This is a genomic window from Luteibacter sp. GL_149, from assembly GCF_057834065.1.
The window spans coordinates 3,678,803-3,694,429 of the sequence record NZ_CM174395.1 but is presented as its reverse complement, the minus strand read 5'-3'; the positions used below and the strand labels follow the sequence as shown (position 1 = coordinate 3,694,429).

General features: G+C 65.2%; 11 protein-coding genes. 6 read left to right on the top strand and 5 right to left on the bottom strand.

Features of this window, described 5'->3' with window-relative positions:
* Positions 1–58: 58 nt before the first annotated feature.
* Together AC3IR3_RS16355 and AC3IR3_RS16350 are read right to left on the bottom strand one after the other, a co-directional pair.
* Positions 59–1,834: an acyl-CoA dehydrogenase C-terminal domain-containing protein gene (locus AC3IR3_RS16355; protein WP_489193667.1), complete on the bottom strand. Its 1,776-nt coding sequence runs from the start codon at positions 1,832–1,834 to the stop codon at positions 59–61.
* Between the two features lie 22 nt (positions 1,835–1,856).
* Complete coding sequence (locus AC3IR3_RS16350; protein ID WP_489193665.1) at positions 1,857–2,348, bottom strand: hypothetical protein; 492 nt, start codon at positions 2,346–2,348, stop codon at positions 1,857–1,859.
* A 188-nt stretch (positions 2,349–2,536) separates the two neighbouring features.
* On the opposite strand from AC3IR3_RS16350, the gene AC3IR3_RS16345 reads away from it, so the two are divergent.
* Entirely contained in the window at positions 2,537–3,016 is a 480-nt protein-coding gene (locus AC3IR3_RS16345) for an SET domain-containing protein (protein WP_489193663.1), read from the top strand.
* A gap of 169 nt (positions 3,017–3,185) precedes the next feature.
* Here the strand turns inward: AC3IR3_RS16345 and AC3IR3_RS16340 are convergent, their stop codons facing one another.
* Together AC3IR3_RS16340 and fusA are read right to left on the bottom strand one after the other, a co-directional pair.
* A complete protein-coding gene (locus tag AC3IR3_RS16340; protein WP_489193661.1) occupies positions 3,186–3,674 on the bottom strand; it encodes a GreA/GreB family elongation factor in 489 nt (162 codons plus the stop codon).
* Between the two features lie 60 nt (positions 3,675–3,734).
* Positions 3,735–5,774: an elongation factor G gene (fusA, locus tag AC3IR3_RS16335; protein WP_489193659.1), complete on the bottom strand. Its 2,040-nt coding sequence runs from the start codon at positions 5,772–5,774 to the stop codon at positions 3,735–3,737.
* Between the two features lie 340 nt (positions 5,775–6,114).
* Here fusA and AC3IR3_RS16330 point away from each other — a divergent pair, with 340 nt between their 5' ends.
* The gene (locus AC3IR3_RS16330; protein ID WP_489193657.1) at positions 6,115–7,149 is read left to right on the top strand and encodes a hypothetical protein; all 1,035 of its coding nucleotides are present in this window, start codon (positions 6,115–6,117) and stop codon (positions 7,147–7,149) included.
* A 44-nt stretch (positions 7,150–7,193) separates the two neighbouring features.
* The gene (locus AC3IR3_RS16325) at positions 7,194–9,164 is read left to right on the top strand and encodes a hypothetical protein (RefSeq protein WP_489193655.1); all 1,971 of its coding nucleotides are present in this window, start codon (positions 7,194–7,196) and stop codon (positions 9,162–9,164) included.
* On the opposite strand, the gene AC3IR3_RS16320 is transcribed toward AC3IR3_RS16325, so the two are convergent.
* Positions 9,157–9,636, bottom strand: a complete 480-nt coding sequence (locus AC3IR3_RS16320; RefSeq protein ID WP_489193653.1) for an RDD family protein — start codon at positions 9,634–9,636, stop codon at positions 9,157–9,159. The genes AC3IR3_RS16325 and AC3IR3_RS16320 overlap by 8 nt on opposite strands.
* Before the next feature lie 113 nt (positions 9,637–9,749).
* Here AC3IR3_RS16320 and xerD point away from each other — a divergent pair, with 113 nt between their 5' ends.
* From xerD to purL, 3 genes are all read left to right on the top strand, one after another.
* Positions 9,750–10,643 carry a site-specific tyrosine recombinase XerD gene (xerD, locus tag AC3IR3_RS16315; RefSeq protein ID WP_132144211.1) on the top strand — a complete coding sequence of 298 codons (894 nt, stop codon included), beginning with the start codon at positions 9,750–9,752 and terminating at the stop codon, positions 10,641–10,643.
* A gap of 94 nt (positions 10,644–10,737) precedes the next feature.
* Entirely contained in the window at positions 10,738–11,493 is a 756-nt protein-coding gene (locus AC3IR3_RS16310; RefSeq protein ID WP_489193651.1) for a DsbC family protein, read from the top strand.
* Positions 11,494–11,759: 266 nt separating this feature from the next.
* Positions 11,760–15,620, top strand: a complete 3,861-nt coding sequence (gene purL / locus AC3IR3_RS16305) for a phosphoribosylformylglycinamidine synthase (protein WP_489193650.1) — start codon at positions 11,760–11,762, stop codon at positions 15,618–15,620.
* Positions 15,621–15,627 lie beyond the last annotated feature (7 nt).

The following is a 15,627-nucleotide window of genomic DNA, read 5'->3' as shown; positions in this document are numbered from 1 at the left end:
CGGACGAAAGTCCCCGACGTCCGATGGACGGTATGACCCGGCCATCGGACGTGGGGAATCAGATGACTTCGGGCAGCGTTGCCACGCCCGCGTCGATCGCCGCCTTGTGCATGTGCATGCGGGGCAGGATGCGGGCGAAGTAGAAACCTGCCGTGTCGCGCTTGGACTGACGGACAGCGGCCGGCACGCCGGCCACGGACGCCGCCAGTACGCTGCGGGCCCAGAAATAGGCCAGTGTCACGTAGCCGGAGTAATACAGATAATCGACGGCGGCAGCGCCTAGTTCTTCCGGATTGCCCGCGGCGCGCCTGGCGATGTCCTGGGTGAGATCGCCCCAGCCCTTCGCGGCGACGGCAAGCGGACCGATGAAGGGCGCCAGGGCTTCGTCGCTGGCATGGGCGTGGCAGAAATCGGAAATCTCGCCGAGGAAGTGCTTAAGACCAGCCCCCTGCAATTGCATGATCTTCCGGCCCAGCAGATCCAGCGCCTGGATCTGCGTGGTGCCTTCGTACAGCGTGATGATGCGCGCGTCGCGGACGAACTGCTCCATGCCGTGCTCGGCGATGTAACCGTGGCCGCCGAAGATCTGCAGGGCTTCCTTCGTGCATTCCTGCGCCGCTTCGGTGAGCAGGCCCTTGGCGATGGGGATCAGGAAGGAGAGCAGTTCGCCAGCCTTCTTGCGTTCGTTCTCGTCGGTGCCGCGCGTTTCGATATCGCTTTGCAGCGCCGCATAGGCGGCGAGTACGCGACCGCCTTCGACGAACGCGCGCTGCGTGAGCAGCATGCGACGCACGTCCGGGTGCGCGGTGAGCGGATCGGCGGGCTTGTCGGGATTGACCGGACCGGAGAGCGCACGCATCTGCAGGCGCTCGCGTGCGTAGTTCAGGCTGTTCTGAAGGGCTCGCTCGGAAATGGCCAGGCCCTGGATGCCTACCGCGAGGCGGGCGGCATTCATCATGGTGAACATGGCCATCAGGCCCTTGTGCGCCGGGCCGATCAGCCAGCCTTCGGCATCGTCGAAGTTCATGACGCAGGTCGCCGAACCGCGGATACCCATCTTGTGTTCGATGGCGCCGGCGGCCACCTTGTTGCGCTCGCCGAGCGAGCCATCCTTGTTCACCCGGAATTTCGGTACCACCAGCATCGAAATGCCACGGCTGCCGGCCGGCGCATCGGGCAGGCGGGCCAGCACGAGGTGGACGATGTTTTCGGCGAAGTCGTGATCGCCGGCGCTGATGAAGATCTTGGTGCCGCTGACCTTGTAGCTGCCGTCGCCATTGGGTTCGGCGCGCGTCTTCAGCAGGCCGAGGTCAGAGCCGGCCTGGGGTTCGGTGAGGCACATCGTGCCCGTCCAGCGCCCCTCGACCAGCGGCTTCAGGAAGGTGTCCTGCTGCCATGCGTCACCATGGTGTTCCAGCGCGTCCGTGGCGCCCTGCGAGAGCAGGGGATAGATGCCCCAGGCAATATTTGCCGAGTCGATCATTTCCTTAGTCAGCGCGCCGAGAACGTGCGGCAGGCCCTGGCCGCCGAATTTTTCGTGTGCCGTGAGACCGGCCCAACCACCGTCCGCATACTGGCGATAGGCTTCCTTGAAGCCCTTCGGCGTGGTGACGGATGCGGTGGCCTTGTCGTAGTGGCAGCCTTCTTCGTCGCCCGATGCGTTCAGCGGTGCCAGCACCTGCTCGTTGAAGCGCGCCGCTTCGTCGAGCACGGCGTCGATCAGTTCGCGGTTATGGTCGCCGCCGCCTTCGAGACCGGCCAGTACCTTTTCGGCGCCAAGCACGTTGTAGAGCGCGAAGCGCATGTCATCGAGCGGGGCTTTATAGATCGTCATGGTGAGTCCTGGATGTGCGCGCTCAGGGCGAGCGATAGGTGTCGGGAATGCCGGGAACCGGCGAGAGCCAGTTATTGCCGTGCACCTCGAAGGTGCGCGGCTTCTTTTCCTGTTCCGGAAGACCGGTCACGCTGCCGGAAAGCGTGTAAGGCAGCGCGCCGCTGCTGCCCTTGGCCGCAAGGGCGGCCAGGGCGGCGGACATGTCGGCCGTGGGAAGAATGTCGACATTCGCCACATCGGCGGCGAACGAAGGGATATCGAGGTCCAGCTTGGCGTCGAGCAGCACGGCGCCCATGTCGCCGACGCGCAGCTGCCCCTGGAAATTCGTGAAGGACATGCCGCCATAGCTGTTATTGCGCAGGCGCAGGACGATGTGCCACACCCCACCGGGTTTCGCATGCACTTCCTGCAGCGTGACGGAAGGTGGGAAGACGCTTTTCTTTGCCGGGCCGCAGGCGGCGACTAGCAGCATCAGCGCGACGATCGCGCAGCGGAGTGGAAGCGAGCGATTCATGGGCGCGGGGTCGACCTGTGTATAACGTGGGACGGCGGCTGCTCGAACAACCGTTCGATGTTCGCATGAGGTAGCCTGTCGATGCGAGTGGCCCGTTTGAAACGCCGCTTCAAGCGCGGTTCCCAATCGCGATGCCAGCAGGCATCATCACGACCCGACCCCATCCGTACTTCCAGCCCGGTAAACACATGTCCCGACGTATCGCCGCACGACGCTCCCCCATTCACGGCAACGGCGTTTTCGCCACAGCGCACATCGAAGCCGGCGATGACATCATCGAATACAAGGGCGACCGCATCACCCATGCCCAGGCGGACAAGCGCTATGGCGACGGCGGCGAAACAGGTCATACCTTCCTGTTCACGCTCAACGACAAATTCATTGTCGACGGCAACAGCCATGGCAACACGGCGCGCTGGATCAACCATAGCTGCGATCCCAACTGCCAGGCGCTGATCGAGGAAGCCGTCGACGGCAAGCCGTCGAAGAGCGATCGTGTGCTGATCGAGGCCATCCGCGATATCGCGCCGGGCGAAGAACTCACCTACGACTACGGCATCGTGCTGGACATGCCGCATACCGCGCGCCTCAAGAAACTCTGGGCTTGCCGCTGCGGTTCGTCCAACTGCATCGGCACGATGCTGAAGCCGAAGCGCAAGGCCGCCTGAGTCAGCTCCTCGTTGTAGGAGCCCGCTTGCGGGCGAAAGCCAACGAAGCGTTGGAGATGTGCGTGACATCCGCAGCCCATAGATCGGGCTCGCGGAGGTGAGCATCAGGCTTCCTCACCCTGTTGGCTTTCGCCCGCAAGCGGGCTCCTACAACGGGAGGCCGCGCTGTTTATTCGTAGTTGACCGCCACGATTTCGATATGCCGGTCGCCGGCCGGGCGTTTCCACAGCACCTCGTCGCCCACGCGTGCGCCGAGCAGCGCGTGCGCCAGCGGCGAGAGATAGCTCACGCTGCCTTGCTCCGCATCCGCTTCGTCCTCGCCGACGATGCGATAGCGCCGCTCGCCGTCGTCGTCGCGCACGGTGACGGTCGCGCCGAATGCCACGTGATCGCGCGGCTGTTCGGCCGGATTCACTTCGATCGCCCCGGAAACGCGTGCCTGCAACCAGCGAATATCGCGATCGAGCGGCGCAAGCGACGCCTGCTTCTCGACGGATTCCGGTTCCGCCGCCAGCGCGGCGCGGTGGCGGAGCGCGCTATCGAGTCGCGCTCGCAAGCCTTCCAGACCACGCGGTGTCACGTAGTTCGGATGCTCGCTGACCGGCGTGTCCGGCAGGGCCTCGGGGCTATCGTTTTCCTTGACGAATGCGCGACTCATACTTTCTTTCCTCCTCATTAACCACACCACCAGCGAGCGGAATATCGGGACGTGCGACCGTCAGTCGTCGTCCGCGTGGGGTTTCCACGCTTCGGTGAGTTTGCGTTGCACCACCGGGGGCACCGGTTCGTAGTGGCTGAAATCCAGTGCGTAACGACCCTGGCCACCCGTCATGGCTTTCAGTTCGATCGGATAGTCGTCCAGCTCGGCCAGGGGAACTTGCGCCTTGATGACGATTTCGCCGCCGCGCAGCGCATCCGTGCCGAGAATGCGGGCACGCTTGGCCGCAAGGCCGCCTGTCACATCGCCTACGTTGTGTTCCGGTATCGACACTTCCAGGTCGACGATGGGCTCGAGTACCTGCGGATGCGCTTTGACGACCGCATCGAGGAACGCTTTCCTGCCCGCGCTGACGAAGGCGACTTCCTTCGAGTCGACCGGATGGTGCTTGCCGTCGTAGACGATCACGCGAAGATCCTGGATCGGGTATCCCGCGACGGCGCCGCCATCCAGCGCCTGTCGGACGCCTTTCTCGATCGCGGGCATGAACTGACCGGGGATCACGCCGCCCTTGGTTTCGTCTGCGAACACGAAACCTTCGCCACGTCCCAGGGGTTCGATGCGCAGGAATACTTCGCCGAACTGACCCGCGCCTCCGGTCTGTTTCTTGTGCCGGTGATGGCCCTCCGCCGCGCCGCCGATCGTTTCCCGATAGGCGATGCGCGGCGGATGCGTCGTGACGTCGACGTCGTAACGCGCCTTCATCCGTTCGAGCATCAGTTTCAGGTGCAGATCGGAGAGCCCGCGAATAACGGTCTCGTTCAGTTCCTTGTGGTGTTCGACGCGGAAGCAGGGGTCTTCTTCCGCAAGTTTCGCGAGGGCCTGGGAGAGTTTCTGTTCCTGTCCTTTATGCGCGGGTATGACGGCCAGACCGAACATCGGCTGGGGATAAGCCACCGACGCCAGATGGATGCGTTCGCCGTTGGCGGCGTCGTGCAGGATGGCGTCGAAATGCACGTCGTCGATTTTCGCCACCGCGGCGATATCGCCGGGCAATGCCTCGTCGATCTCGACGTGTTCCTTGCCCTTCAGTCGAAACAGATGCGCCACCTTGATGGGCTTGCGTCCGTCGTCGACGACAAGCAGGGCGTCCTTGCGCACGGTGCCCTGATAGACGCGGAAGATGCCCAGCTTGCCGACGAACGGATCGTTGACGATCTTGAAAACGTCGGCGACTACATGTCGCGCGGGGTCGGCAAGCACGTCGACCGGTGTGTCTTTTCCGTCCAGAAAGGGCGGCGGATTGACCTCTTTGGGGCAGGGCAGGATGCGTTCGATAAGCTGCAGGAGTTCAGGCACACCTATGCCGTCGCGTGCGCTGGTAAAGCAGATCGGAACGAGGTGCCCGTCGCGCAGACAATGTTCCAGTGCGTTGTGAAGCTCGTCCGCTGTGAGCGATGTTTCTCCACCTTCGAGAAAATGTTCCATGACCTCGTCGTCTATCTCGACGACCTGGTCGATGATATGGCGATGCGCTTCGTCGGGCGATGAAAAATCGCTTTCGCCGCGTGTCTGGAAGTACACGTCGCGTACCGAATGGCCCTGCGTCGCGGGCAGGTTCACAGGCAGGCAGCGGTCGCCGAATTCCTCGCGAAGCGCATCCACCACACCCTTCAGATCGATATTCTCGACGTCGATACGGTTGACGATGACGATGCATGCGAGACCGCGTTCCCTGACGTGGTTCATCATGGTTCGCGTGCCGTGTTCGATCCCGTTGGCGGCATTGACGACAACGGCCACCGTATCCACGGCGGTCAGGGCCGCGAACGCGGGACCGCGGAAGTCCGGATATCCCGGTGTGTCGATGAGGTGAAAACGGAAGCCGTCGCGCTCGATGCTCGCGATGGCCGAATCGATGGAATGGCCTCGGGCCTTTTCCTGCGGATCGGAATCGGACACCGTGCTGCCGCGTTCGACGGTTCCGGTCGTTGCGATGGCGCCGCCGGCGTGAAGCAATGCTTCGAAAAGCGTGGTCTTGCCGGCACCCGCGTGGCCGGCAAGGGCGAGACTGCGGATGCGTTCCGTGACGTGCGACACGATGCGACCCTCCTCTTGTGAGAAGCGGCTTCGGCGGCGTCGGGTGCGGCGTCGCGTCTCGTCCGCTATCTGCGTGACGACAAGCGGGCCGTCACGGTCGTCCGGATGGCGGACGGTCATGGCGGTGGGGCGGGCGGTTGAGCCCGTCCCCTAGACTTCTCCCAATCGGGACGGGAATCAAGTGCGGTGAGGTGAAGGGAGGTCGAGGGAATCTTTCCCCCGATCCGGGGTCAGTCAGCAGGGACTCACCGCGACGCCTTACACTCGGGCGCGCTCCACCACATCTCGCGGGACATCACCATTGAACAAGCCTGTCGACATCGGGACCGCGGTCTGACGCATGCAGTATCCCGGTAAGGAATCTCCCGAATTTTTACGGCATCACCGGCTCGATACGTCGGGGGTGGGCGGCCGTTCGGGTCTGACGCCACTGGATGGCGCGACGCGCGACCTGCTGCATGGCATGCGCTGGCGCAAACCGCCGCGCGATCCTTTCCGCTTTGGCGTCGCCTTCGCATTGGCGCTGATCTTCCATATTGTCCTTATTTTCGTCGTCCGCTACGAAATGCAGCCGCAGCCGATGGTGCCCGCCGACGTGCCCGTCAGCGACGAGGACGTGCTGCAGGTTCGTCTGCTCGATGCGCCGCGCCCGCCACCGGCAGCGCAGGTCGTGACGCCTCCGCCCACGGAGCCGCCGCCGAAAGTGAGTTCGCCCGAAGCGACCCGTCCGGCGCCGAAGCCCGTGCCGCATCGGGAAGCGCCGGCGAAGGATGCGATGACCGCCACGGTGGAAGCGCCCGCTCCCGCACCGGCCACTTCCGTGGCGCCGAAGCTCACTATTTATGGAACCGACGGCAGTATCACGCTGACCCCCGAAGCGAAGGGAAACCAGCCGAAACCGGACTATGTTCAACCGCATCCGACCGGCGACAGCCAGATCATGGAACACAAGACCGCCGTCAAATACACGGAGACGCGGTTCGAGAAGGACTGGGCGCCGCGCGATGAAAACGTCATCAACAAAGGCCTGCGCAAGGCGATAGAGAAAACCACGGTCAAGAGCACGATGAACCTTCCCGGCGGTGCTCGCCTGCACTGCTCGACCGTGTTCTTCGTATTGCCCGTGGGCTGCGGTGGCGACCCGCCGCCACCGCCGTCGAAGAAGGATGGCGACGTGCGCCTCAACATGGCGCCGGCCAATCCGCTGGTGAAAGACCTGCCCGACGATCCCAACGCGCCGCCTAAACAGACGGAAGCCCAGTGCATCGCGGCGTTCCGTGCCGATAAGCCGTTGCCGCAGGGCTGTCCTTCGGACACGCCGATCAAGGCGATGGATCAGGAAAACGCGGAACGGAAGCGCAGGACCGGCAGCTAGGTCTCATTGTCATTGCGGTCGGCGGTGCCCCACACTACCGACCCATGCCAACACCGCCCATTCCGGACAGCGACACGCCTGCTTCGCTGCCCGCCTCGCCGCGCGAGGCGGCGATGAATGCGCTCGTCTATCGCCGGCGGTTGCGCGAGCGTCCTCGCGATCGGCTGCTGCGTGTCATGGCGATGGTGGGTACGCTGGTCATCCACCTGGTTTTCCTGTTCGGAATGATCCTGGGGCCGGCGTACGACGTGCTGCCTCCGCCACCGGATCGGGATTCCGAAGCCGCGCTGGAAGTGCGGCTGATCGACAAGCCGCCTCCGCCCGTGCCTCCGGTACGTGGCACGCCGTCGAAGGCGCCGGTCGAGAAATCCCGGCGTGCGAATGCGAACGCGACGGCCAGCAAGGCGTCGCGCGATACGCGCGCGGCGGCGGTCGCGACGAACGCGCGTTCGGCGATACCGGCTATTGCCGTTCCCGCCGCCGTGCCGCCGGTCGTGAAGCCAAGTATGAAAGTCGTTGCACCGATGCCCAGCATCGAAGCGACGCCCGAGCGTCCCGTCGTCCAGTCCAAGGCGCCGCCTCCGCAGCCGGATATGGAGAAGGTTCCCATCCCCGAGCAGGCGCCGCCCGATCTGGCAATGGACCAGCCGCAGCCGAAAGTCGTACCGCCGCGCTTTCAGCCCGAACCCGTGCGCAAGGCGCAGATCGAAGGCACGGTGGCGATGCCGCCGCCGGCGTCGCTGGCCATTCCGCCCACGCCAGCCTCGCAACCGGATGTGCGTCCCACGCCGCCGCAGATCGTCGCCGACTCGGCGGCCAACGTTCCGACGACGTCCATGACGCTGGCAACCGTGCCGCGTCCCGAGGTCGAAGCCACGGCCGCGCCGCCGACTCCTCAGGAAGAGCCCTTGCCGGCCGTCGCGGCAGAGCCCACGGCACCTGCGCTCGACCTGAAAGTCGACGCCCGTTCCGTGCCGCCAAAGGTCTCGCCGGACAACATCCGTGCGCCCAGCGTAGACACCACGGCGGAACTCGCCGCCATTCCGCTACCGGATGCGGTGCCGCGCCCGGCGATAGGCGCGCCCGTGTCGACGGCCGATAAACCCGCCGTACAGGCACCGGAGGTCGCGCCCGGCGACGTCCAGCGACCGCTTGCCGGCATCGACACGACGGCGGCGAAGCCCGGCGAAGCGCCCGGCGATGTCGCTTCGGGAGAATCGACGGCACAGACGCGGAACGAACAAGGCAAGGCCGCCGGCGAACATGCGGCCGCGACGGTCGAAGGTGCACCGGGCGCACCCGGCGAAAGCGCCCCTGCCGCCTCGGGATCGAATACGCCGGGTGCCGTTGCGGAGACCGGTAAGCCGGGTGCGGCCAATGGCGCCGACATGGGCACGAAGACCACCGGCGCCAACGGGATATCGCAGCGCGACGACGGCGTCGCGGGCGGGCAGGGCGACAAGCGCGGTGCCGTTGGTACCTACATACAGGTCCGTCCGCACGGCAATACCGACGTGATGACCCGCGGCAAGGTGCATATCGATTATCAGGCCACGCGCTTCGATGGCGCCTGGACGCCGAAGGGCGAAAGCTCCGTGGACACCGCCGTACGGCATGGCATGGAAGGCAGCACGGTCAAGTCGGCTATCTCGCTTCCGCGTGGTGTGCGCATCGATTGTTCGGGTAGCCCCGGTATGAAGAATCCGGCGATGAATGCGATTTCGCTGTTGTCCTTCGGTTGCCACGGCGACAAACCCGGCGAAGCCGTTGCGCAGGATGCACTGGCGAAGAACCAGACGATGGCGCCCTCGAAACCGCTCGCGGCCGACCTGCCCCCGGCGAACGCCGCGACGACAGCCGCTCCGGCGGTGGTACTCGACAACAGCGCGCTATGCGCGACTGCGCGTGTCTCGGGCGGCCCGTTGCCGCCCGGTTGTGCGGCGGACGTGCAGATAGCGCGTCCCGCCCCGAAACCCGGCGATTCGTGGGTGCCCGCGAGCGATCAGTTCAAGTAACCAGGAGCCGGATTTCGGTGCCGGCGATCATGTCGTAGATGGCCCGGCGACGGGCATCGAAAAGTGCGGGAGCGAGCAGGATGGCCCAGCCGATGGCCGGTGCCCACGCGGCGACACGCAGCGACGTGAGCGGATAGATCGTCAGCAGCGCGATCGGCAAAGCGGCAACGACCAGACGGATCGCGGCGCGCTGCCAGGTCAGCGGACGGCCTTCGCGGTCTGTAACGCGGATGCGCCAGGGGCGCATCCCCAGCGTCTGTCCGCCGCGCAGCCACGAAAAGAAGAAGTACGCGCCGACGACCAACCCTTGCACCGGCTGGAACCACCAGGTCAGCAACTGGCCATGCTCGTCCGCGATGCGCCCACCGGTCGCCATCTGGGCAAGCAGCCCCACGACCATGACAATCGCAATGACGGCGAGCAGGTCGTAGACGATGGCGGCGAGGCGGCGCCAGAAGGGGGCTGCGTGCATGGGCGGAAGCTTCGGTGGATGCAGTCGCGGATTGTAGACGACTGACGGATCTGACCTGTGGTGTGTGTAGCAACGCCGCGACGCCAGGGATGCCGCGACGGTAGACTCCCTTCATGATTTCTCCTGCCGACGAAACCCTGATCGCCCGTTTTATCGAGCGCGTCTGGTCCGAGGACGGGCTGGCGGATCGCACGCTCGAAGCGTACCGGCGCGACCTCGAAGGTCTGGCCCGCTGGCTGGCCGGGCGGGGTCGCAGCCTTGCCGATGCGGGTCGCGAAGACCTTTCCGCGTATCACGGCGAGCAGCCGGTTGCGGTGCGCAGCATGGCCCGCCGGCAATCGGCGTTTCGCCGGTTCTATGCCCAGCGGGCCCGCGACGACGGCGCGCGCGAGGATCCCACGTTGCTGATGCAGCGCCCGCGCATGCCGCGAGGCCTGCCCAAGGCGCTTCCCGAACGCGATATCGAAGCGCTGATCGTTGCCCCGGACAGCTCGACGACACTGGGTCTGCGCGACCGGGCGATGTTGGAGCTGATGTACGCCTCGGGTCTGCGTGTGTCGGAACTGGTCGAGTTGCCGCTGTCGGGCCTCAACCCACGGCAAGGCGTGCTGCGCGTGACGGGCAAGGGTGGCAAGGACCGGTTGGTGCCCGTCGGCGAGGAAGCACTGACGCATATCGATGCCTATCTGGCTGGCGCGCGGCCGCAACTGGCGCGCGGTCGTCAGCCGGTGGCGCTGTTCCTTTCGCAACGGGGCGAGGGCATGACGCGGCAGATGTTCTGGACCCTGGTCAAGCGATACGCGATGCAGGTGGGTATTCCGGGCAAGCGCGTGTCTCCGCACGTATTGCGTCACTCGTTCGCCACACACTTGCTCAATCATGGTGCCGACCTGCGCGCGTTGCAGATGCTGCTCGGTCACAGCGCGCTGAGCACGACGCAGATCTATACCCTGGTCGCCAAGGAAGGTCTGAAACGCCTTCACGCCCAGCACCATCCCCGTGGGTGACCATGGGGCCTGTGCAACAATAGGGAACCGATCGGCCTGTGCCCGTGTCAAAAGCGGCTAGCCCAATCGTCGGTTCGACATGGAGTAGTACCCGATGTTCAAGAAGACCCTGCTGGCCCTCGCCGCCAGTGCATTCGCCTTCGCGGCCGTGGCCGCGGACAACGACGAAAAAACCGTTCGCGCCGCCGTGGAAGCACTTGGCCCGGGCATCCAGGTCGACAGCGTCGCGCCCGCGCCGATGCCGGGCTTTTATCAGGTCGTGGCCTCCGGGCGTCTGGTTTATGTCAGTTCCGACGGGCGGTACATGCTCAACGGCAATCTGGTCGACCTGAAAGCCAAGACCGACCTCAGTGCGCAGAGCTGGGCCGCCACGCGCAAAGCCGAACTCGCCAAGGTTCCCGCGTCGAGGCGTCTCATTTTCTCGCCGCCGAATCCGAAGCACACCGTCACGGTCTTCACCGATGTCGACTGCGGCTATTGCCGCGAACTGCACAAGCACATCGACGAATTCAACAAACAGGGCATCGCGGTCGAATATCTGTTCTGGCCGCGCGAAGGCCTGCAGACGACGTCCGGCGGCGCGACGCCGTCGTACACCAAGGCCGTGTCGGTCTGGTGCGCGTCGGATCGCAAGAACGCCTTCAATCAGGCCATGACCGGCGCAAGCGTCAAGCCGGCGACCTGCGAGAACCCGGTGAAGGACGAATTCGAACTGGGCGAGCGTCTTGGCGTGAATGGCACGCCGACGATCCTCACGGAGAACGGCGATGTGGTCGGCGGCTACGTCACCCCGGCCCAGCTTCTGAAAGCCGTGAACGCGCCGGCCGGTTCGGCGGCGAAGGGCGGCTGACGAAAAGCCGGGTTGGGGGGTTGGAAATGGGGGCGTGCTTCCGGCGAACGCTCGAGGGTGCTGGTGTCGCCCGGCGGATGCAGCTCCTGCTTGGCGTTTGTCGTTCCCTCAGGCGTTCGCCGGAAGCGCGCCCCCATTTCCAACCCCCCACCCCCAACCCCAAAGCGGCCTGCGGCGAATTGACGCACCCCTCCTGACGCCCTCCAACATGCTGTTCCGCAGCATGATGTAGAATGCCCGTTTTCCCGTAGCGCCATCCCTCCCGCATGATCGCACTCGACGGGCAGAGCGCCCTCTCGCCTTTCCGCCTCGAACGCCTGAACGCCCGCCTGGATGCCCTGCATCACGGCACGCGCGTGCAAGCGGCGTGGCATACGTATTTCATCGATGCCGCCGACGCGCCGCAGGGCGAAGCTCGCGCGCGTCTTCTGCAGGTGCTGGAGGCGAAGGACACCGCGCCCGAAGCGGCCACACTGTGGGTCGTGCCGCGTCTGGGCACGATCTCGCCGTGGTCGAGCAAGGCCACCGATATCCTGCACGGCGCCGGCTTCGACGTCCGTCGCGTGGAACGTGGTCTGGCATGGCGCATCACGGGTTTGCCCGACGCCGACGAGACGAGCTACGACGCGGTGATGACGTCGCTTTTCGATCCGATGACCCAGTCGGTGCTGACCGGCATCGAAGATGCTCATGGCCTGTTCCTTGTCGGCGAGCCCGGTCCGCTGGGACGTATCGAACTTGGCGACGACGCGCGTGCCGCGCTGTCGAAGGCGAACGTCGAACTGGGCCTTGCCCTGGCCGACGACGAAATCGACTACCTCGCGGAACGTTATGCCGAGATGGGGCGCGCGCCTTCGGACGCCGAGCTGATGATGTTCGCGCAGGCGAACTCGGAGCATTGCCGCCACAAGGTATTCAACGCCACGTGGACGATCGACGGCGCGGAGCAGGATATTTCGCTGTTCGGCATGATCAAGAACACGCACCAGAAATCGCCCGCGCATACGCTGTCCGCTTATCACGACAACGCCGCGGTGATCGACGGCTACGAAGGCAAGCGTTTCTTCGCCGATCCGGCCGATGGCGTTTACCGCCCGCACACCGAACGCGCGCCTTTCGCGATCAAGGTCGAGACGCACAACCATCCCACCGCCATCGCACCGTGGCCGGGTGCCGCGACCGGTGCCGGCGGCGAGATTCGCGACGAAGGCGCGACGGGACGCGGCGGCAAGCCGAAGGCCGGTCTTACCGGGTTCTCGGTGTCGCATCTGCGCATTCCCGGTCTGAAGCGTCCGTGGGAAACCGATCGTCCGTTGCCGCCGCGCATGGCGTCGGCGTTCGAGATCATGCGCGACGGTCCGCTCGGCGCCGCCGCGTTCAACAACGAATTCGGCCGTCCCGCACTGGGCGGTTACTTCCGCACGTTCGAACAGGAAACGGGCGAGAAGGGCGTTCGTCGCGGCTACGACAAGCCGATCATGATCGCCGGCGGCCTTGCCGCCATCCGTCCCGATCTGGTCGACAAGCGCGCCGTACGTCCGGGCGACAAGGTCATCGTTCTCGGCGGTCCGGCCATGCTCATCGGTCTGGGCGGCGGTGCGGCCTCGTCGGTCGCTTCGGGTACGTCCAGCGCCGAACTCGATTTCGCCTCGGTGCAACGCGACAACCCCGAAATGGAACGTCGTTGCCAGCAGGTGATCGACGCATGCTGGTCGCGTGGCGACAAGAATCCGATCGTCAGCATTCATGACGTCGGCGCGGGCGGTCTGTCCAACGCGATTCCCGAAATCCTCAACGACGCAGGCGTCGGCGGTGTCATCGATCTGTCCGCCGTGCCGTGCGACGACCCCACGCTGTCGCCCATGCAGGTGTGGAGCAACGAATCGCAGGAGCGCTACGTTCTCGCCATCGGCGGCGAAGACCTGCCGCTGTTCGAATCGTTCTGCGCGCGCGAGCGCTGCCCGTACGCCGTGGTCGGCGAAGCCACGGCCGAACCGCGCCTGCTCGTGCGCGATCCGCGCCGTGACCTGACCGTGATCGACCTCGGCATGGACGTGCTGTTCGGCAAGCCGCCGCGCATGCATCGCGATGCGAAGCGCGTCAAGCCGCGCGTGGACCTGGTCGCCGACCTCACCGGCATCGGCATGGACGAGGCGCTGATGCGCGTCCTGCGTCTGCCGGTCGTGGGTAGCAAGAACTTCCTTATCACCATCGGCGATCGCACCGTCGGCGGCCTGAACACGCGCGACCCGATGGTGGGTCCCTGGCAGGTGCCGGTGGCGGACGTCGCCGTCACGATGACCGGTTTCGACGGTTATACCGGCGAAGCGATGGCCATGGCCGAACGTTCGCCGATCGCGCTGCTTTCCAGTGCCGATGCCGCGCGCATGGCCGTCGGTGAGGCGATTACCAATCTCGCCGCCGCACCGCTGAAGCTCGACGAGCTGCGCCTGTCCGCGAACTGGATGGCCGCCGTGAACCATCCGGGCGAGGACGCCGCGCTGTTCGACGCCGTGAAGGCCGTCGGCATGGAGCTGTGCCCCGAACTCGATATCTCCATTCCGGTCGGCAAGGACTCGCTGTCCATGACGACGGTGTGGAAGGACGGCGAACAGAAGCAGAAAACCGTATCGCCGGTGTCGCTGGTCATCACCGGCTTCGGCCGCGTGGAAGACGTGCGTCGCACGCTGACGCCGCAGATCAAACTCGACCGTGGCGATACCGAACTGTGGCTGATCGATCTCGGTGCCGGTCGCGATCGCCTTGGCGGTTCCGCGCTGACCCAGGTCTTCAACCGTGGCGGTGGCGTGCCGCCGGACCTGGACGATCCGAAGCGACTGCGCGCGATGTTCGAACTGATCCAGGAAGCCAGCGCCAGCGGCATGCTGCTGGCATACCACGACCGTTCCGACGGCGGCGCCATCGTCACGCTGCTGGAAATGGCGTTCGCGGGTCACTGCGGTCTCGAAATCCGTCTGGACGGCTGGGCCGACGCGACGCTGCGTGCACTGTTCAACGAGGAACTGGGCGCCGTCGTGCAGGTGGCCGCCGCGAATCGCGAAGCATTCGAGTCGCTGCTGGTGAAGCACAACCTAGCCGGTATGACACACCAGATCGGCCGGCCGAAGGAAAAGCTCGGCATCAAGCTCTATCTGGGTGGCGATGCCGTTTTCAAATGGTATTGGTCGGAACTCTTCGCCGCGTGGAACGAAACCAGCTACGCGATGCAGCGTCTGCGCGATAACCCACAGAGCGCCGATTCGGAGAACGACTGGCGCAAGGACGATGCCGATCCGGGCATCACCCCGAAGCTGACGTTCGATCCTGCGCAGGACATCGCCGCACCGTATATCGCGAAGGGTGCACGTCCTCGCGTGGCCATCCTGCGCGAGCAGGGCGTCAACGGTCAGGTGGAAATGGCCGCGGCATTCGACCGCGCCGGTTTCGATGCCGTGGACGTCCATATGTCCGATCTGGCCAGCGGCCGGATTCATCTGAACGATTTCCGCGGCTTCGCTGCCTGCGGCGGTTTTTCGTTCGGCGACGTACTGGGCGCGGGTCGCGGCTGGGCCACGTCCATCCTCTACAACGAAAAGCTGCGCGCGCAGTTCCAGTGGTTCTTCGAGGACACCACGAAGTTCGCCCTGGGCGTTTGCAACGGCTGCCAGATGATGTCGGGTCTGAAGGACATCATTCCCGACGCGAAGCACTGGCCGCAGTTCCTGCGCAACGCGTCGGAGCAGTACGAAGCGCGCCTGTCGACGCTGGAAATCCTCGACTCGAACAGCCTCTTCTTCAAGGGCATGGCCGGCTCGCGCATTCCCGTGGCGGTCGCGCACGGCGAAGGGCGCGTGTACTTCCCGAGCGTGTGCAGTCCGTCGAAGAGCCACGGTGCCGCCCGCTTCGTCGACAACCGCGGCCGACCGACCGAAAGCTATCCGCTGAATCCGAACGGATCGCCGGGCGGTCTCGCGGCGTTCACCGCCGCCGACGGTCGCGTCACGATCATGATGCCGCACCCGGAGCGCGTATTCCGCACGGCGCAGCTCAGCTGGCATCCGGATAGCTGGGGCGAGGATTCGCCCTGGATGCGCATGTTCCGCAATGCGCGGGTGTGGTGCGGCTAACCCCGTA